11 protein-coding genes and 1 pseudogene are annotated in these 19273 nt (G+C 69.4%); all 12 read left to right on the forward strand.

All coding sequences use genetic code 11. From position 1 onward, the window contains the following. The first annotated feature begins 309 nt into the window (after positions 1-309). The 12 genes and pseudogenes from ACXJMZ_RS03015 to ACXJMZ_RS03070 all read left to right on the forward strand — a co-directional run bounded on the left by ACXJMZ_RS03015 (position 310) and on the right by ACXJMZ_RS03070 (position 19267). Positions 310-2787 (forward strand): SpoIIE family protein phosphatase, encoded by a 2478-nt coding sequence (locus ACXJMZ_RS03015; RefSeq protein WP_457028394.1) that lies wholly within the window; start codon positions 310-312, stop codon positions 2785-2787. A 133-nt stretch (positions 2788-2920) separates the two neighbouring features. Next, positions 2921-5500 carry a SpoIIE family protein phosphatase gene (locus tag ACXJMZ_RS03020; protein WP_457028395.1) on the forward strand — a complete coding sequence of 860 codons (2580 nt, stop codon included), beginning with the start codon at positions 2921-2923 and terminating at the stop codon, positions 5498-5500. 171 nt (positions 5501-5671) lie between these two features. Next, positions 5672-7396 (forward strand): ABC transporter family substrate-binding protein, encoded by a 1725-nt coding sequence (locus ACXJMZ_RS03025; protein ID WP_457028396.1) that lies wholly within the window; start codon positions 5672-5674, stop codon positions 7394-7396. 233 nt (positions 7397-7629) lie between these two features. After that, positions 7630-9498: a translational GTPase TypA gene (gene typA, locus ACXJMZ_RS03030; protein WP_457028397.1), complete on the forward strand. Its 1869-nt coding sequence runs from the start codon at positions 7630-7632 to the stop codon at positions 9496-9498. A 412-nt stretch (positions 9499-9910) separates the two neighbouring features. Further along, entirely contained in the window at positions 9911-11533 is a 1623-nt protein-coding gene (locus ACXJMZ_RS03035) for a peptide ABC transporter substrate-binding protein (RefSeq protein WP_457028398.1), read from the forward strand. Between the two features lie 139 nt (positions 11534-11672). Continuing rightward, on the forward strand, positions 11673-12599 hold the full coding sequence (locus ACXJMZ_RS03040; RefSeq protein ID WP_457028399.1) for an ABC transporter permease: 927 nt from the start codon (positions 11673-11675) through the stop codon (positions 12597-12599). Beyond that, positions 12592-13533 carry an ABC transporter permease gene (locus ACXJMZ_RS03045; RefSeq protein ID WP_457028400.1) on the forward strand — a complete coding sequence of 314 codons (942 nt, stop codon included), beginning with the start codon at positions 12592-12594 and terminating at the stop codon, positions 13531-13533. Before ACXJMZ_RS03040 ends, ACXJMZ_RS03045 begins: the two co-directional genes overlap by 8 nt. A gap of 15 nt (positions 13534-13548) precedes the next feature. Next, a complete protein-coding gene (locus ACXJMZ_RS03050) occupies positions 13549-14598 on the forward strand; it encodes an ABC transporter ATP-binding protein (RefSeq protein ID WP_457028401.1) in 1050 nt (349 codons plus the stop codon). Next, positions 14591-15604: an ABC transporter ATP-binding protein gene (locus ACXJMZ_RS03055; RefSeq protein ID WP_457028402.1), complete on the forward strand. Its 1014-nt coding sequence runs from the start codon at positions 14591-14593 to the stop codon at positions 15602-15604. Before ACXJMZ_RS03050 ends, ACXJMZ_RS03055 begins: the two co-directional genes overlap by 8 nt. A 152-nt stretch (positions 15605-15756) precedes the next feature. Continuing rightward, complete coding sequence (locus ACXJMZ_RS03060) at positions 15757-17388, forward strand: peptide ABC transporter substrate-binding protein (protein ID WP_457028403.1); 1632 nt, start codon at positions 15757-15759, stop codon at positions 17386-17388. A 15-nt stretch (positions 17389-17403) separates the two neighbouring features. After that, positions 17404-18246 (forward strand): annotated as a pseudogene (locus ACXJMZ_RS03065) (ABC transporter permease); the annotation flags it as partial. Positions 18247-18274: 28 nt separating this feature from the next. Further along, positions 18275-19267 carry an ABC transporter permease gene (locus tag ACXJMZ_RS03070; protein ID WP_457028447.1) on the forward strand — a complete coding sequence of 331 codons (993 nt, stop codon included), beginning with the start codon at positions 18275-18277 and terminating at the stop codon, positions 19265-19267. Positions 19268-19273: the final 6 nt, after the last annotated feature.

The raw sequence follows: 19273 nt of genomic DNA on the forward strand, positions 1-19273 counted from the left end.
TTTCGGCAGTATTCGTCACCATAGGTGAGGCGGTCGGTGTCGAGCACGGGTAACGACGGCGGAGAGCAGCCGTCCGCGGACGGAGCCTCCCGGCGGGGGCCGCGACCAGCGGTGGCCGGAGCGGGTGCGACCCCACGGCCCAGGTCGGTCGGCAGCGCCTCGGCCCGGGCCCGCCTGCGTCGGCTGACACCGAAACCCCCCACCGCGCACCCCGCTGCAGCCCAGGCCCCGCGCCCGTCCGCCGAACCCCGGACGGGGAGCGCCAGGGGCGGCCCGACCGCCCCGTACCCGGGGCTGGACAGATCCCCGGTGGAGGCGTTCGGCGAGCGCGCCGAGGGCAGCCTGTTCGACGTGGTGAAGGTGGCCATCGCGATCCTGGACACCTCGGGCCGGGTGGTGCTCTGGAGCCCGGCCGCCGAGGAGCTGCTCGGGTGGCCCAGCGAGCTGCTGGTCGGCCGCCGGATCGACGAGCTGATGGCCGATCAGGAGCTGGTCGGCCGGGTCAGGGCGGCGATCCAGGCGACCCTGCGCAACGGCCACTGGCAGGGCTTCACCTCGCTGCAGCACCGGGACGACGGCGAGGTCGGGGTGGAGGCCAGGATCTCGCTGCTGGTGGACGGCGACGGCACCCCGTTCCTGCAGGTGGCGCTGGCGGAGGCCAGTGCGCTGCGGGCGGTGGAGCGCGATCTCGCGGTCCGGGACGCGCTGTTCGAGCAGTCCCCGCTGGGCATCGCGATCCTGGACACCGAGCTGCGCTACACCGCCGTCAACCACACGCTGGCCGAGATGAACGGCGTCCCGGCCGAGGAGCACGTCGGCCGGACCACCGGGGAGACGCTGCCCGAGCGGGCCGCCGACGAGATCACCGCGATCCAGCGGCAGGTGCTGGCCACCGGGGAGCCGGTGATCGACGTGACGCTGGCCTCGCCGGTGACCGCGCGGTCCGGCTTCCGGTCGATCTCGTACAGCCGGATGACCGACCGGGCGGGCCGGGTGCTCGGGATCTCCGGCACCGTGATGGACGTGACCGAGCGGTACCGGGCGGTGGCCAAGGTCGAGCACGCCAGGCGCAGGCTCTCGCTGCTCAACGAGTTCGGCTCCCGGGTCGGCGACCTGCTGGACGCCGCCCGGATCGCCCAGGAGCTGGCCGGTGCGGTGGTGCCCAGGCTGGCCGACTACGCGGCGGTGATCCTCTTGCAGGCGGTCGCGCACGGCGACGACCTGCCCCGGCACGGCCACGACCGCAGGACCTCGCTGCTCCAGCTCGGCACCGCCTCGGTGCAGGACGCCCCCGAGGTCGAGGTGATGCTCCGTCGGGGCGCCAGGATCACCTTCGCCGACGACTCCGCCTTCGGCCGGGCGCTCCGGACCGGCATCCCCGAACTGCTCTCCGGCCCCGAGGAGTTGAGCGACCTGACCTACGAAGGTGACCCCAAGGTGCAGGCCGCCCACGACCTCGGCGTGCACTCCCGGCTGGTGGTCCCGCTGCGGGCCAGGGGGATCGTGATCGGTCTGCTGGTGATCAGCCGGGCCGGGTACCGGGAGGGCTTCGACCGGGACGACCTGGCCTTCAGCGTCGAACTCGCGGACCGCGCAGGCAGCTCACTGGACAACGCCAGGTTGTACGCCCGGGAGCGCACGGCCGCGCTGACGCTCCAGCGCACCCTGCTGCCGCAGCAGGTCCCGCAGCCCGCCGGGATCGAGGTCGCCTACCGGTACGTGCCCGGCAGCAGCGGCACCGAGGTCGGCGGCGACTGGTTCGACGTCATCCCGCTGCCGGACGGCCGCACGGCGCTGGTGGTCGGCGACGTGATGGGCCACGGCCTGCGGGCCGCCGCCACGATGGGGCGGCTGCGCACCGCCGTGCGCACCCTGGCCGGTCTCGACCTGGCGCCCGAGGTGCTGCTGCGGCACGTCCACGAACTGACCGACGACCTGGCCCACGGGCCGGACGAAGCACTGCTCGCCACCTGCGTGTACGCGGTCTTCGACCCGTCCACCCAGCGGCTGACCGCGACCAAGGCGGGCCACATCCCGCCGATCCTGATCGTGCCCAAGGAGCCGGTGGAGGAGCCGTCCAGGATCGGCAGCGCGCTGACCGGCGGGGTCGGCCAGATCCTCGACCTGCCGTCCGGGGCCCCGCTCGGCGTCGGCGGCGTCCCGTTCGAGTCGATCGAACTGGAGATCCCCGAGGGCAGTCTGCTGGTGCTCTGCACCGACGGCCTGGTGGAGTCCAGGGACAAGGACCTGGACGTCGGCCTCGGGCGGCTGCTCACCGTGCTGGAGCAGCCGTACGCCTCGATCCAGCAGGCCTGTGAGGCCGTCCTGGACACCATGGAGCAGGGCCGCGAACCCGACGACGTGGCGCTGCTGCTGGCCCGGCTCGGTCGCGGGCGGGCGGGCATTCCGACGGCTGGCTGGACGCTGCCCGCCGAGCCCACCGCGGTCTCCCGGGCCCGGCGGCTGGTCCGCGGCACGCTGGCCGAGTGGGAGGTCGAACACCTCACCGACACCGCCGAGTTGCTGGTCAGCGAGCTGGTCACGAACTCGGTCCGGTACGCCAGCGCCCCGATCGGCGTCCGGCTCACCCTCGGCGAGACGCTGCTGGTGGAGATCTCCGACCCGCTGCCCGACCCGCCGCGCGAGCGGCACGCCGCCGAGGCGGACGAAGGCGGCCGGGGTCTGGAGCTGGTCCGCCGGCTGGCGCTGCGCTGGGGGGCCAGGGCCGAGGGCATGGGCAAGGTGGTCTGGTTCGAGCTGGACCCCGAGGACGACCACCTCGAGTAGCGGCGCGCGCCGACCAGCGATCTTGTGGCCCGCCCGGTGGTTCGAACAGCCACCTCCGGGTAGGGAGGAGCAGGGAAGTGGAGTCCTGAGTCGATGTTGTGATGTTGGGGGCGTGTGCGCCTGCCCTCCGATGATGAATACTCGGTGTTCTCGACATCCGGATGGGCGCGGGTTGGAGGGGATCGGACCGTTGAACAGCATCCCGGCGTGGAAAGCGTCGAGCGGCAGCGGCCATGTCGCCGTGCCCGGGCAGCCGAGCGGTCCTGATCTCCGGGCGGCCGTGGCCGCCGACTGGGGCGACTACGACAAGTCCGGGACGATCTACGACTACATCCGGGTCGCCACCTTCGCGATCGGCCCGGACGGCCGGATCACCCAGTGGAGCGCCCGCGCGGCCGAGTTCTTCGGCGTCCCCGCCGAGGAGGCGGTCGGCACCGACCCGGTGACCACCTTCGTCCCCCGCGAGCTCTGGCAGCGCGGCCGGGTCCGGCTGGAGAGCATCCTCGCGGGCGAGGAGTGGGTCGGCACCGCCCCGTACCGGGACGCCACCGGCGCCGAGGGCCTGGCCGAGCTGTACGTGATGCCGGACAGCGGCACCCCGGGCGCCACCTGCCTCGCCGTCGACCTCGGGCGGCTGCGCCGGATCGAGACCGACCTGGCCGCCTCCGAGGCGGTCTTCGGGCAGACCCCGACCGGCTTCTTCCTCTTCGACCCCGAGCTGCGCCTGCAGCGGGTGAACCCGGCCTTCGCCACCGCCGTCGGCCTGCCCACCCACGAACTCCCCGGGCTCAACCCGTACGACCTGTTCCTGCCCGGCGAGGCGGACCGGCTGATGGTCGCGCTGCGCAAGGTGCTGGCGGGCGGCGGCCCGGTGCTCGACCTGCGCTTCACCGGTGCCGTCCCGCGCACCGCCACGGTGCCGGCCCGGGACGGCGGCCGCCGCTGGGCGATCTCGCTGTACCGGCTGAACAGCGCCAACGGCCGCCCGATGGGCGTGGCCGGCCAGGTGCTCGACGTGACGAGTCGTCATGTCGCCGAGCGCGAGGCGGCCGGGGTCCGGCGCAGCCTGGCGCTGCTGAACGAGGCCAGCACCCACATCGGCTCCACCCTCGACCTGGAGACCACCGCCAAGGAACTGCTCGACGTGATCGTCCCGCAGTTCTGCGACCTGGCCAGCGTCGACCTCTACACCGCACTGCTGTCCGGCGAGTCAGGACCGGTCTCCGGCCAGGCCGGCGCCTCGGACGGCTCCGGCGAGCTGCGCCGGGTGGCCGTCTCCAGCGTGGTCGGCGGCGCCTCCAGCGTGCTCGGCGCCGAGGGCGCAGTCCCGGTCGCCGAGGCCGGCGGCTCGCTCTGTTACCCCCGCCGCTCCCCGCACGCCCGCGCGCTGCGCACCGGCCGCAGCGTGGTCCCGCAGCCGGGTCCCGACCCGCTGCTGCGTTCCACCCTGGTGGTGCCGCTGGTCGCCCGCGACCAGGTGCTCGGCCTGGTCCAGCTCTCCCGCGCGATCGGCAGCGAACCCTTCGACGCCCGGGACGTGGCGATCGCCGAGGAGCTGGTCGCCCGCGCCGCCGTCTGCGTCGACAACGCCCGGCTCTACCGCCGCGAGCACGAGCGGGCGCTGATCCTCCAGCGCAGCCTGCTCCCCCCGGGCAACCCGGCCGCCACCGGCCTGGAGATCGCCCGCCGCTACCTCCCGAGCAACAACAACACCGAGGTCGGCGGCGACTGGTTCGACGTCATCCCGCTGCCCGGCAGCCGGACCGCCCTGGTGATCGGCGACGTGATGGGCCGCGGCCTGCGTGCCGCCGTCGCGATGGGCCAACTCCGCACCGCCGTCCGCACCCTGGCCCTGCTCGAGCTCGACCCGGCCGAGGTGCTCACCGCCCTGGACGAGATCGCCCGCGGACTCGGCGGCGACACCACCGCCCCCGGCGAGGAGGCCGAGGTCTACCTCGCCACCTGCGTCTACGCGGTCTACGACGCGGTCAAGCAGCGCTGCATCTTCGCCAACGCCGGCCACCTGCCACCCGTCCTGCTCAGCCCCGGTGAGCCCGCCCTGATGCTCGAGGTCCCGCCCGGGCTCCCGCTCGGCGTCGGTGGCGAGCCCTTCGAGGAGGTCACCGTCACGCTGCCGGACGGCGCCGTGCTCGGCCTCTACACCGACGGCCTGGTGGAGTCCCGCAAGCACCAGCTGGACGAGGGCCTGCGGGCCTTCCGGACCGCCCTCACCGGCGGCTCCCGCGAGCTGGAGAGCCTCTGCGACGAGGTGCTGCACGAGCTGATCCCGCATCACGGCGAGGACGACATCGCCCTCCTGATGGCCAAGGTCCAGCCGCTCCCCGAGGACGCGGTCGGCGACTGGAAGCTCCCCTCCGAGCCCACCTCGGTCTCCAAGGCCCGCGAACTCGCCTGCTCCTGGCTGCTGGTCCGCGGCATGGACGAGCTGGTCGACACCACCGAACTGCTGGTCAGCGAACTGGTCACGAACGCCCTCCGGCACGGCCGCGGCGACATCCGCCTGCGACTGCTCCGGGACCGCACGGTGGTCTGCGAGGTCTGGGACGACGGCTACGCCCAGCCCCGCCAACGCCGCGCCCAGGAGACCGACGAAGGCGGCCGCGGCCTCCAGCTGGTCAGCCTGCTCGCCGAACGCTGGGGCAGCCGCCGTACCCCGAACGGCAAGATCGTCTGGTTCGAGCTGACCCTCTGACCTTTTGCAGAGGCCCGGCCACCTACGCGCGGATCACCTTTTACGAGGTCGGCGTCGCAGTTCCCCGAGCCCCTGGACCGTAGACGGCTGGGATAGTGCATCCGAGTGGCATCTGCCAGGCTGACGCCGTGTCAGGCCGGGCAGACCGGTGGTGACCGGTTCAGTGGGTGGATGCGTGCCCGTCAGCTTCTCGCCGTTGCCGTTCTGACCGTGTCGCTGGCCGGTTGCTCCGAGGACCAGCCGGCCCAGCCGGCTGCGTCCGACGTCACCGCCGTCGACCGTGACCAGGTCCGGGACGGTGGGACGGTGCGGTGGGCGGTGGAGGCGGTCCCGGCGACGCTCAACGTGTACCAGCCGGAGGCCACCGCCGACACCGAGCTGCTCACCGAGGCGCTGCTGCCGCACCTGTTCCGGCTGGACGACCACGCCCGCCCCACCGCGGACCCGGACTACCTGACCGCCGCCGAGTCCACCCCGGCCGGGCAGAGCCCGCAGACGGTGACGTACCGCCTCAACCCGCAGGCGGTCTGGACCGACGGCACCCCGATCACCGCCGCCGACTTCACCGCCCAGTGGCACGCCCTGGGCGACGGCGCCGACCCGGCCTACCGCAGCGGGCACCCGGCGGGATACGCCGCGATCGCCGCCGTCACCCAGGGCGCGGACGACCGCGAGGTCAAGGTCGCCTTCAAGCAGCCGTACGCCGGCTGGCGGACGCTGTTCAGCCCGCTCTACCCGGCCGCCGCCACCGCGACCCCGGCTGCCTTCAACCAGCCGCTGACCAACGCCCCGTCGGCCGGCCCGTTCACCGTGAAGACGTACGACCGGGCCGGCGGCCGGGCCACCGTGGTCCGCAACCCGCGCTGGTGGGGCGACCCCGCCAAGGCGGAGGCGATCGACTTCCTGGCCACCCCGGCCGCCGAACGGCTGGACGCCCTGGACAAGGGCACCCTGGACATCGCCGCGCTCACCGACGCCGTCGATCACGCCACCCCGGCCACGAAGACCAACGCGGCCCCACCCGACGCGGCCGCCGTCGCCGAGGCGTCCGCCCAGGCGCTGCGCCGGGCCGAGGCGCTGCCGGGCCTGAAGCTGCACCGGGCCGCCGCCCCGGCCTTCGCCCAGCTCACCCTGAACGGCAGCCGGGGCCCGCTCGCCGACCCCGCCGTCCGCCGGGCGGTGGCCCGCGCGGTCGACCGGCAGCGGATCGCCGAGGCTGCGGTCACCCCGCTCGGTCTGACCGCGGTACCGCTCGGGCACCACCTGCTGATGGCGGGTCAGGACGGCTACCAGGACAACAGCACCGCCGTCGGCGCGACCTCCGCCGCCGAACTGCTCGACCGGGCCGGCTGGCACACCGGCGGCGCGGCCCGGGCCAAGGACGGCAAGGAGCTGGTCCTCGGCCTGCTGATCCCGGAGGGTTCGGCCGGGGCCCGCCGCGCGGCCGACGCGCTGACCGCCAACCTGGCCGAGGCGGGCATCACGCTGCGCCCGCAGGCCGTCCCGGCGGAGGGCTTCCTGCGCGACCACCTGGCCACCGGCGAGTACGACCTGGCCCTGTTCTCCTGGCCGGCCACCCCGGACGCCACCGGCGCGGCCGCCCGCTACAGCAAGCCCCGGCCAGGACCGGACGGTCTGCTGGTGGTCGGCCGCAACTACGCCAGGACCGGCAGCGAGGAGATCGACCAGCTGCTCGCCGAGGCGGACGCCGAGCTCGACCCGGCGGCCCGGCAGGTGGTGCTGCAGAAGGCCGACGCCCGGATCTGGCAGCTGGCCCACTCCGTCCCGCTCTACCAGCGCCCGGACCTGGTCGCGGTCCGTACCGGGGTGGCCAACGCGGGCGCCTTCGGCTTCGCCGCGCCGCGCTTCCAGGACCTCGGCTTCCGCCGCGGCTGACGCCCCAGCAGGGCGGCGAAACCCGTCCGGCCTGCCCGTTTCGGTGGCGCTGGGTGGTTCCACGTACCATAGGAGGAAGCCGTGGCATGTCGTGCCCGGCGGGTGGACCGGTAGTAGCAGGCGGAACGGGTGGCAGCGATCAATCGGATCGCAGGTCGCCCGCGGCGAAGACGCTGATCAACGCTGAACGCAGCCGGGCGCCGTAACCCACGATCCGGGAGATTTCGCTCAGCATGCCCACGCGCAGTGACATTCGTAACGTTGCCATCGTCGCCCACGTCGACCACGGCAAGACGACCCTCGTCGACGCCATGCTGAAGCAGGCCGGTGCTTTCGCCGCCCACCAGCACCTCGACGACCGGATGATGGACTCCAATGACCTGGAGCGCGAGAAGGGCATCACCATTCTCGCGAAGAACACGGCGGTGAAGTACCACCCCAAGGAGGGTGGCGCGCCGATCACCATCAACATCATCGACACCCCCGGCCACGCCGACTTCGGTGGCGAGGTCGAGCGCGGCCTGTCCATGGTCGACGCCGTCGTGCTGCTGGTCGACGCGTCCGAGGGTCCGCTTCCGCAGACCCGCTTCGTGCTCCGCAAGGCACTGACCGCCAAGCTTCCGGTCATCCTCTGCATCAACAAGACGGACCGCCCGGACTCCCGGATCGACGAGGTCATCAACGAGACCTACGACCTCTTCCTGGACCTGGACGCGACCGAGGACCAGATCGAGTTCCCGATCGTCTACGCCTGTGCGCGTGACGGTGTGGCCTCGATGACCAAGCCGGAGAACGGCACCGTGCCGCCGGACAGCGACTCGCTGGAGCCGTTCTTCTCCACCATCCTGGAGCACGTCCCGGCCCCGGTGTACGACGAGGCCGCCCCGCTCCAGGCGCACGTCACCAACCTGGACGCCGACAACTTCCTCGGCCGTATCGCGCTCTGCCGTGTCGAGCAGGGCGAGCTGCGCAAGGGCCAGCAGGTCGCGTGGATCAAGCGCGACGGCTCGATCCAGAACGTCAAGATCACCGAGCTGCTGATGACCGAGGCGCTCACCCGCAAGCCGGCCGAGGTGGCCGGCCCCGGCGACATCTGCGCCGTCGCGGGTATCCCGGACATCATGATCGGCGAGACCCTGGCCGACCCGGAGAACCCGATCGCGCTGCCGCTGATCACGGTGGACGAGCCGGCCATCTCGATGGTCATCGGCACCAACACCTCGCCGCTGGTCGGCAAGGGCGGCAAGGGCCACAAGGTCACCGCCCGCATGGTGAAGGACCGCCTGGACCGCGAGCTGATCGGTAACGTCTCGCTCCGCGTGCTGCCGACCGAGCGTCCGGACGCCTGGGAGGTCCAGGGCCGTGGTGAGCTGGCGCTCGCCATCCTGGTCGAGACCATGCGCCGGGAGCTGTTCGAGCTCACCGTCGGCAAGCCGCAGGTGGTCACCAAGATCGTCAACGGCAAGGTGCACGAGCCGGTCGAGCGGATGACCATCGACAGCCCCGAGGAGTACCTCGGCGCCATCACCCAGCTGATGGCGACCCGCAAGGGCCGCATGGAGACCATGACGAACCACGGCTCCGGCTGGGTCCGGATGGAGTTCATCGTCCCGGCGCGTGGCCTGATCGGCTTCCGTACCCAGTTCCTCACCGACACCCGTGGCACGGGTATCGCGCACTCCATCTTCGAGGGCCACGAGCCGTGGGTCGGCGAGCTCCGGATGCGCAACAACGGTTCGCTGGTGGCCGACCGCGCGGGCGTCGTGACGCCGTTCGCGATGATGGGCATCCAGGAGCGTGGCACGCTCTTCGTCGAGCCCACCACCGAGGTGTACGAGGGCATGATCGTCGGCGAGAACTCGCGCCAGGACGACATGGACATCAACATCACCAAGGAGAAGAAGCTCACCAACATGCGTGCCGCTTCCTCCGACACCACCGAGAACCTGGTGCCGCCGCGCAAGCTCTCGCTGGAGCAGAGCCTCGAGTTCTGCCGCGAGGACGAGTGCATCGAGGTGACCCCGGAGACCGTGCGTATCCGCAAGGTCGTCCTGGACGCCAAGGAGCGTGGCCGTACGGCCTCGCGTGCCAAGAAGAACTGACGCTGCACCACCGGCCCGGCCGGGCACCCTTCTTGGGGGTGCCCGGCCGGGCTTTTTCGTGACGCTGCGCAGTCAACGCGCGTAGCGAGCTCCTCGGGGAGATGTTCGTTAATCGGACGTGACGAGCTGTCATTCATGACAACTGTCCGTTTAGTACCTGTCTGGGTATGTCTGCTATGTCCGATTTTCGAAACTCAGCGTCCGTTCATGTGACCAAATTGAGATCAGTAATGGCCTGGTTCGTATCCGAGCGTGACGGATAGTGGGTGCATCGAGCTCGGGTCAAAGGTTTGCGCAGGGGTGCGCGCCGAACCTGAGCGAGGAAAGCACCGTCTGACCCACGGCGACGACGCCGGTCAGTCCCCCCCGCGGTGCGCTCCCCGTTTGCAACAGGAATTCAGGAGGCACACCCATGCGCGGTGCCAGCCAGGCCAAGTGGGTCGTCGCAGCTGTCGCGGTCGCCCTTGCGGCCACTGCTTGCGGTAGCGGTTCTTCGTCCAGCGAGGGCGGTGCGGCCAACGCAGCCGGGACGTTCAGCTACCAGAGCACCGAGCCGCAGAACCCGCTGCAGCCCGCGAACGCCATGGAGGTCGGTGGCGGTCGCATCATCAAGACCCTGTTCAAGGGTCTGGTCGACTACGACCCCGCCAACGGGCAGCTGCGCAACCAGGTCGCCGACAAGATCGAGACCACCGACGCGCAGAACTACACCGTCACCCTGAAGTCCGGCTGGACCTTCCACGACGGCACCCCGGTGACCGCCGCGTCCTTCGTCGACGCGTGGAACTGGGCCGCCAACACCAAGAACAACCAGATCAACTCCGACTGGTTCTCCGACATCGCCGGCTACGACGCGGTGCACCCGGAGAAGGGCGACCCGACCACGGACAAGATGTCCGGTCTGAAGGTCGTGGACGACACGCACTTCACCATCGCGCTGACCGGTCCGGTCTCGTACTTCCAGTACAAGCTCGGCTACACGGCCTTCTCGCCGCTGCCGAAGGCGTTCTTCACCGACCCGGCGGCCTTCGGCCAGAAGCCGGTCGGCAACGGCCCCTACAAGTTCGTCTCGTGGGAGCACAACCAGGCCATCACCGTGGCCTCGTTCGACAAGTACGCGGGGACGGACAAGCCGAAGAACGGCGGCATCGTCTTCAAGAACTACTCGCAGGCCGAGGCCGCTTACAAGGACCTGGTCTCCGACAACCTGGACGTGCTCGACCAGGTCGACCCGGCCGACCTGGCCTCGTACAAGAACGACCTGGGCGACCGCGCGGTCGACCAGGCCCAGGGCGCCATCCAGAACATCTCGTTCGCGATGTACCAGGACGGCTGGAAGGGCGTCGACAAGGCGAAGGTCCGTCAGGGCCTCTCCATGGCGATCGACCGCGACACCATCACCAAGACGGTGCTGAACGGTTCGCGCCAGGCCGCCGACAGCTGGGTCGCCCCGGGTGCCATGGGCTACAAGGCCGGCACCTGCGGCGAGTTCTGCAAGTACGACCCGGCCAAGGCCAAGCAGCTGGTGACCGAGGGCGGCGGCGTCCCGAACAACAAGGTGACCATCACGTACAACGCCGATGGCGGCCACAAGGAGTGGGTGGACGCGGTCTGCAACTCCATCCGCCAGGCCACCGGCGTGGAGTGTGTCGGTGACGCGAAGCCGGACTTCAAGACCGCTCGCGACGTCATCAAGAAGAAGCAGGTCCCGAGCATGATGCGGACCGGCTGGGTGCAGGACTACCCCCTGAACGCCAACTTCCTGCGTGACGTCTACGGCACCGGTGCCGCGGCCAACGACGCCGGCTACTCCAGCGCCGACTTCGACAAGTTCGCCGCCGAGGCGGACAAGGCGACCTCGGTCGAGAAGACCGCCGAGCTGTACCAGCAGGCCGAGGCCCAGCTGGCCAAGGACATGCCGGCCATCCCGCTCTGGTACTACAAGACGACCGCTGGCTTCTCGAAGAAGGTCCAGAACGTCAAGTACGACTCGTTCGGCGACCCGGTGTTCACCCAGGTCGAGGTCAAGAAGTAAGTCAAGCCCGCACCGCACGGCTTGAACCGACACGGCCGGTGCCCTGCCCGCCTCACAAGGGCGGATCGGCACCGGCCGTTGTCACGCCGAACCTCTGAAATCGGGATGACGGCCCGTCAGAGCACTAATTGGAGGCACGATGGGGCGCTTTGTCGCGAGGCGACTGCTCCAAATGATCCCGGTCTTCGTGGGCACGGTCACCCTGATCTTCTGCATGGTGCACCTGCTCCCCGGTGACCCGGTCGCCGCGATGTGGGGAGACAAGGCGCCGGACCCGGCCCAGCTCGCCGCGTTCAAGCACGAGCGGGGTCTCGACCAGCCGCTGATCAAGCAGTACATCGACTACATGGGCAACCTGTTCACAGGTGACTTCGGTAAGGCGATGGACGGCCGCCCGGTGATCGACAAGATCTCCGCAGCCATGCCGGTGACGATTCGCCTGGCGCTGCTGGCGTTCGCGATCGAGATCGTCGTCGGTGTGACGATCGGTCTGTTCGCGGGGCTCAAGCGCGGCAAGACCTTCGACAAGGGCTCGCTGGTCTTCACACTGCTGCTGATCTCCATCCCGGTGCCAGTGCTCGGTTTCATCGTCCAGAACTTCTTCGCCATCCAGTTGAACTGGACCACCGCGACCGTCCAGGACTCAATGAACCTGGGGCAGTTGCTGCTGCCCGCCATCGTGCTCGGCTCGCTCTCGCTGGCGTATGTCGCCCGGCTCAGCCGGACCTCGATCGTGGAGAACATCAAGGCCGACTACATGCGTACGGCGGTGGCCAAGGGCCTGCCGAAGCGCAGGGTGATCGGTACGCACCTGCTGCGGAACTCGATGATCCCGGTGGTCACGTTCCTGGGTACCGACCTCGGCGCCCTGATGGGCGGCGCGATCGTCACCGAGGGCATCTTCAACGTCAAGGGCGTCGGCAACGAGCTGTACCACGCGATCAACCTCAAGGAGGGCGCGACCGTCTCCGGTTTCGTCGTCGTCCTGGTGCTCGTGTACCTCGCCGCCAGCCTGATCGTCGACCTGCTCTACGCGGTCCTGGACCCGAGGATCCGGTATGCCTGACCTGATCGAGAAGAAGACCACCGAGATCCCCGCGCAGCGCGCGGCCGGTACGGCGGAGTCCAAGCCGGAGAAGGCTCGTAGCCTCGGTCTGGACGCTTGGCACGACCTGCGCAAGCGCCCGATCTTCGTGATCTCCGCGGTACTGATCGTGCTGCTGATCGCCATCGCCATCGCGCCGAGCCTGTTCACCTCGGTGGACCCGCGCGCCGGCGACCTGCGCAACCACTACCTGACCCCGCCGAACTACAGCCACCTCTTCCAGGTCGACTGGTTCGGCTACGACGGTCAGGGCCGCTCGATCTACGCCCGGGTGATCTACGGTGCCCGCGCCTCGGTCGTGGTCGGCATCTGTGTCACCACCGGTGTGACCCTCCTCGGTGGCGTGGCGGGCATGCTGGCCGGGTACTTCGGCGGCTGGGTGGACGCGGTGATCTCCCGGATCACCGACATCTTCTTCGGTATCCCGCTGCTGCTCGGCGCCCTGGTCGTGCTCAACGCCTTCTCGGTGCGCACCATCTGGAGCGTGGTCTTCGCGCTGGTCGCCCTCGGCTGGACCCAGATGACCCGCGTCATGCGCGGCGCGGTGATCACCGTGAAGCAGGCCGACTACGTCACCGCCGCCAAGGCGCTCGGCGCCGGTACCGGCCGGATCATGCTCAAGCACATCCTGCCGAACGCGATCGCCCCGGTGATCGTGGTCGCCACCATCGCGCTGGGCGGCTACATCGCCACCGAGGCGACGCTGAGCTTCCTGGGTATCGGTCTGCAGGACCCGACCATCTCCTGGGGCATCGACATCAACTCGGCCCAGAAGGTGATCCGCACCGCCCCGTTCGCGCTGTTCTTCCCGGCCGGGATGCTCAGCCTCACGGTGCTGGCCTTCATCATGATGGGCGACGCCGTGCGTGACGCCCTCGACCCGAAGCTGCGCTGAGAGGCGGTAGGCACCATGACCACTGTGATCGAGAAGGCTCAGGCGACCGACCGCCTCGTCCCGGGCACCCCGCTGCTCGAAGTCCGGGACCTGCACGTCGAGTTCAAGACCAAGGACGGCATCGCCAAGGCCGTCAACGGCGTCAACTACAGCGTCAGCGCGGGCGAGACGCTTGCTGTGCTGGGTGAGTCCGGCTCCGGCAAGTCCGTCACCGCGCAGACCATCATGGGCATCCTGGACATGCCGCCGGGCCGGATCACCTCCGGGGAGATCCTGTTCCGCGGCCAGGACATGCTCAAGATGAGCAACGAGGAGCGCCGGAAGCTGCGCGGCCGGAAGATCGCGATGATCTTCCAGGACGCGCTCTCCTCGCTCAACCCGGTGCTCAGCGTGGGCTACCAGCTCGGCGAGATGTTCCGGGTGCACGAGGGCGCCTCCCGCAAGGAGGCCAAGGCCAAGGCCATCGAGCTGATGGACCGGGTCCGGATCCCCGCCGCGAAGCAGCGGGTCGGCGACTACCCGCACCAGTTCTCCGGCGGTATGCGGCAGCGCATCATGATCGCGATGGCGCTGGCTCTCGAGCCCGACCTGATCATCGCGGACGAGCCCACCACCGCGCTGGACGTCACCGTCCAGGCCCAGGTGATGGACCTGCTGGCGGAGCTTCAGGCCGAGTACCACATGGGTCTGATCCTGATCACCCACGACCTCGGCGTGGTCGCCGACGTGGCGGACAAGATCGCCGTGATGTACGCCGGCCGGATCGTCGAGACCGCCCCGGTGCACGAGCTGTACGCCAACCCGGCGCACCCGTACACCGAGGGCCTGCTCCGCTCGATCCCGCGGTTGGACCAGAAGGGCCAGGAGCTCTACGCGATCCAGGGCCTGCCGCCCAACCTGCTGAAGGTGCCCGCCGGTTGCGCCTTCAACCCGCGCTGCGACAAGGCCACCGACCTGTGCCGCACCGAGATCCCCGCGCTGCACCAGGTGCTCGACCGGGACGGCGCCGAGCTCGCCGGCCGGAAGAGCGCCTGCCACCTCTGGAAGGAGACCCTCCATGGCTGAGCCCATCCTGGAGGTCAAGGACCTGGTCAAGCACTACCCGCTCAGCCAGGGCGTCCTCTTCAAGAAGCAGATCGGCGCGGTCAAGGCGGTCGACGGCATCTCCTTCGAGCTGATGCGCGGTGAGACCCTGGGCATCGTCGGCGAGTCGGGCTGTGGCAAGTCCACCCTGGCCAAGGTGCTGATGAACCTGGAGCGGGCCACCGCAGGCCAGGTGCTCTACAAGGGCGAGGACATCTCCAAGCTCTCGGGCGCCGCGCTGAAGGCCGTCCGCCGGAACATCCAGATGGTCTTCCAGGACCCGTACACCTCGCTGAACCCCCGGATGACGGTGGGCGACATCATCGGCGAGCCGTACGAGATCCACCCGGAGGTGGCGCCGAAGGGCGACCGCCGCAAGGCGGTTCAGGACCTGCTCGACGTCGTGGGTCTCAACCCGGAGTACATCAACCGGTACCCGCACCAGTTCTCCGGCGGCCAGCGCCAGCGGATCGGCATCGCCCGTGGCCTCGCGCTCAAGCCCGAGATCATCATCTGCGACGAGCCGGTCTCCGCGCTGGACGTCTCGGTGCAGGCCCAGGTGATCAACCTGCTGGAGCAGCTCCAGACCGACTTCGATCTGTCGTACATGTTCATCGCGCACGACCTCTCGATCGTCCGGCACATCTCCGACCGGGTCGGCGTGATGTACCTCGGCAAGATGGTCGAGATCGGCACCGACGAGGAGATCTACGAGCACGCCACCCACCCGTACACCCAGGCACTGCTCTCCGCGGTGCCGGTGCCCGACCCGACCGCGCGGGCGACCCGCGACCGGATCGTGCTGGTGGGCGACATCCCGTCGCCGGCCAACCCGCCGAGCGGCTGCCGCTTCCGCACCCGGTGCTGGAAGGCGGAGGAGCGCTGCTCCACCGAGCTCCCGCTGCTCGCGGTGCCGTCCCTGGACGGTGCGGCGGCGCACGAGTCGGCCTGTCACTTCGCTGCCGAGCGGGTGCTCAGCACGGTCTGACGCCACCTCAGTCTGACGGCCCCACAGCTTCGGCGGTGGGGCCGTCGGCGTTGTGGCCTCCACCCATCCGGCCGTACCACGGTCGCGCCGTCGGGCTGCTGCCCGTCGAATGGGGTGTGATGCGTCACAGACCTTCTGAGGAGGAGCCCTCGATGCCCGCAGCCACCAGAACCCGCTGGGCCCTGATTTTCGTGACAAGTGCGGCCCTCATGGCCACCGGGTGTGGCAGCGACGGGGGAGGAGGCGGGGGAGGAAGCTCGTCCGGCATCGTCACGGCATGGTGGGGCGACCCGCAGAACCCGCTCGAGCCGGTGAACACCAATGAGGTCAACGGTGGCGCCGTGCTCAACATGATCTTCACCGGTCTGGTCGTCTACGACCCCAAGACCAGCGCGCCCAGCAACGCCAACGCCCAGTCGATCACCTCGGACGACCAGCAGAACTGGACCGTCAAGCTCAACCCGGGCTGGAACTTCAGCGACGGTACCCAGGTGACCGCCAAGTCCTACGTCGATGCCTGGAACTACGGCGCGCTCTCCACCAACAAGCAGCTGAACAGCAGCTTCTTCTCGTACATCCAGGGCTACACCGACGTGGCGCCGTCTTCCGGCGCCCCGAAGGCGCAGACCATGTCCGGACTGAAGGTCGTCGACGACAACACCTTCACCGTCGCGCTGACCCAGAAGTTCTCCACCTGGCCGGCGACCCTCGGCTACTCGGCGTTCTACCCGCTGCCGGCGAGCTTCTTCTCCGACCACGCGGCGTACCTGAACAAGCCGATCGGCAACGGCCCGTACGCGATCAGCTCGTGGACGAAGAGCCAGTCGATGCAACTGCGGCCCTTCGCGAACTACAGCGGTTCCGACAAGCCCAAGAACGGCGGCATCGACCTCAAGGTCTACACCGACACCAACGCCGCCTACGCCGACCTCCAGGCGGGCAACCTGGACGTCGACAACGGCCTGCCGAACGCCGCGCTGAAGACCGTCGAGAGCGACCTGAGCGGCCGGTTCCTCAACACCCCCGCGGGCATCATCCAGACCGTCTCCTTCCCGCTGTACCAGGCGAACTGGAGCACCCCGGGCGCCCAGATGGTCCGGCAGGGGATCTCCATGGCGATCGACCGGCCCACCATCACCAAGGTGGTCTTCAACAACACCCGGACCCCCGCCACCGACTGGACCTCGCCGGTGCTCGGCGCCGCGGGCGGCTACAAGGAAGGCCTCTGCGGTGACGTCTGCACCTACAACCCGCAGAAGGCCAAGCAGCTGATCGAGCAGGGCGGCGGCATCCCCGGCGGCCAGCTGACCGTCAGCTACAACGCCGACGGTCCGCACAAGGAGTGGGTCGATGCGGTCTGCAACAGCATCAACAACGCGATGGGCAACACCACGGCCTGCGTCGGCAACCCGATCGGCACCTTCGCGGACTTCCGCAACCAGGTGACCACCAAGAAGATGACCGGCATGTTCCGCACCGGCTGGCAGATGGACTACCCGCTGATCCAGAACTTCCTCCAGCCCGTGTACTACACCGGCGCGTCCTCCAACGACTCCGGGTACAGCAGCTCGCAGTTCGACAACCTGGTGAATCAGGCCAACGGGAACGCGAACCAGTCCGCGGCGGTGGGCCAGTTCCAGGACGCGGAGAAACTGCTGGCGACGGACCTGCCGGCGATCCCGCTCTGGTACCAGAACGGCACCGTCGGCTGGTCCTCCAAGGTCGACAACGTGATGCTCAACCCGTTCAGCGTCCCGGTCTACACCCAGATCACCGTCAAGTAGCCGTCGTCGGCGGCAGACGCGCTCGGCGACCCGGTGAACGCGCTGTTCGGCGACCGGGCTCCGGACCCGACCGTCGCGGCGCAGATCCGTAAGCAGTACAACCTCGACGACCCCCTCTGGCTTCAGTACCTCAAGTACATGGGGAACCTGTTCCGGTGGGACTTCGGTACCACCTTCAACGGACAGCCGGTCACCTCGCTGCTCGCGACCGCCTACCCGGCGACGATCAAGCTCACCGCGGTGGCCTTCACCATCGAGGTGGTCTTCGGCGTCGGCTTCGGCCTGATCAGCGGACTCCGCCGCGGTGGCTGGTCGGACAGCACCGTGCTGATCTTCACCCTGGTGGTCATCTCCATCCCCACCTTCGTCACCGGCTTCGTGCTCCAGTACCTGGTCGGCGTGAAATGGGGAATCCTTCCCGCGACCGCCGGCACCGACCTGACCTTCGAGTCGCTGCTGCTGCCGGGCATGGTGCTGGCCTCGGTCTCACTCGCGTACGTCGCGCGGCTCACCAGAACCACCGTCGCCGAGAACTCCAAGGCCGACTACGTGCGAACCGCGGTGGCCAAGGGCCTCCCACGCCGCAGGGTGGTGATCAACCACCTGCTCCGCAACTCGCTCATCCCGGTCGTCACCTTCCTCGGCGCCGACCTGGGCGCGCTGATGGGAGGCGCGCTGGTGACCGAGCGGATCTTCAACATCCACGGGGTGGGCTACAGCCTGTACCAGGGCATCGTCCGTCAGAACACCGCCACCGTGGTCGGCTTCGTGACTGTCCTGATCATCATCTTTCTGGCGGCCAACCTTCTCGTCGACCTGCTCTACGCGGTCCTGGACCCGAGGATCCGTTATGCCTGACCAGGAGAAGTACAACAAGGCGGACCCGATGGCGGACGCCGGAACCGAAGAGGAGGAGATGCAGAGTGCCGTCGAGAGCCGCACCTTCGACCTCGGCACCATGGAAGCGCAAACTCTCATCAAGAACGAGCGGTTGGACGACGACCCCGAGACCACCGCGGCAGACGAACGGGTCGAACCCCGGAGCCTCTGGCAGGACGCCTGGCAGGATCTGCGCCGCAACCCGATCTTCATCGTCTCCGGGCTGCTGATCATCTTCCTGGTCGTCGTCGCGATCTGGCCGGGGCTGTTCACCTCGACGGACCCGCTGAAGTGCGATCTGTCGAAGTCCCAGCAGGGCGCTGAGTCCGGGCACCCCTTCGGCTTCGACGGCCAGGGCTGTGACGTCTACTCGCGCACGATCCACGGCGCCCGCGCGTCCATCACCGTGGGCGTCTGCGCCACCGTGGGCGCAGCCCTGCTCGGCACCGTGCTGGGCGGCCTGGCCGGCTTCTTCGGCGGCTGGGGCGACTCGGTCATCTCCCGGGTCGCCGACATCTTCTTCGGCATCCCGATCCTGCTCGGCGGTCTGGTCTTCCTGTCGGTGATCCCCACCCGGTCGATCTGGATCGTGGTGGCCTTCATCGTGATCCTCGGCTGGCCACAGATCGCGCGCATCGGCCGAGGCGCCGTGATCACCGCCAAACAGCAGGACTACGTGACCGCGGCCAGAGCCCTCGGCGCCGGCAACTCCCGGCTGATGCTGCGCCACATCCTGCCGAACGCCGTCGCACCGGTGATCGTGGTCGCCACCATCGCGTTGGGCACCTACATCGCGCTGGAGGCCACCCTGAGCTTCCTCGGCGTGGGTCTCAGGCCGCCGACGGTCTCCTGGGGCATCGACATCTCCTCGGCCTCCGCCAGCTTCCGCAACGCCCCACACATGCTGCTCTACCCGGCCGCCGCACTGAGCATCACCGTCCTGGCGTTCATCATGCTCGGCGACGCGGTCCGCGACGCTCTCGACCCCAAGCTGCGCTGAGAAAGG

It is taken from the genome of Kitasatospora sp. P5_F3, assembly GCF_054049135.1.

Coding starts and splice junctions, on each gene's coding strand:
- ACXJMZ_RS03020 (WP_457028395.1), top strand. CDS start 2,921: ATGAATACTCGGTGTTCTCGACATCCGGATGGGCGCGGGTTGGAGGGG.
- ACXJMZ_RS03025 (WP_457028396.1), top strand. CDS start 5,672: ATGCGTGCCCGTCAGCTTCTCGCCGTTGCCGTTCTGACCGTGTCGCTG.
- typA (WP_457028397.1), top strand. CDS start 7,630: ATGCCCACGCGCAGTGACATTCGTAACGTTGCCATCGTCGCCCACGTC.
- ACXJMZ_RS03035 (WP_457028398.1), top strand. CDS start 9,911: ATGCGCGGTGCCAGCCAGGCCAAGTGGGTCGTCGCAGCTGTCGCGGTC.
- ACXJMZ_RS03040 (WP_457028399.1), top strand. CDS start 11,673: ATGGGGCGCTTTGTCGCGAGGCGACTGCTCCAAATGATCCCGGTCTTC.
- ACXJMZ_RS03045 (WP_457028400.1), top strand. CDS start 12,592: ATGCCTGACCTGATCGAGAAGAAGACCACCGAGATCCCCGCGCAGCGC.
- ACXJMZ_RS03050 (WP_457028401.1), top strand. CDS start 13,549: ATGACCACTGTGATCGAGAAGGCTCAGGCGACCGACCGCCTCGTCCCG.
- ACXJMZ_RS03055 (WP_457028402.1), top strand. CDS start 14,591: ATGGCTGAGCCCATCCTGGAGGTCAAGGACCTGGTCAAGCACTACCCG.
- ACXJMZ_RS03060 (WP_457028403.1), top strand. CDS start 15,757: ATGCCCGCAGCCACCAGAACCCGCTGGGCCCTGATTTTCGTGACAAGT.
- ACXJMZ_RS03070 (WP_457028447.1), top strand. CDS start 18,275: ATGGCGGACGCCGGAACCGAAGAGGAGGAGATGCAGAGTGCCGTCGAG.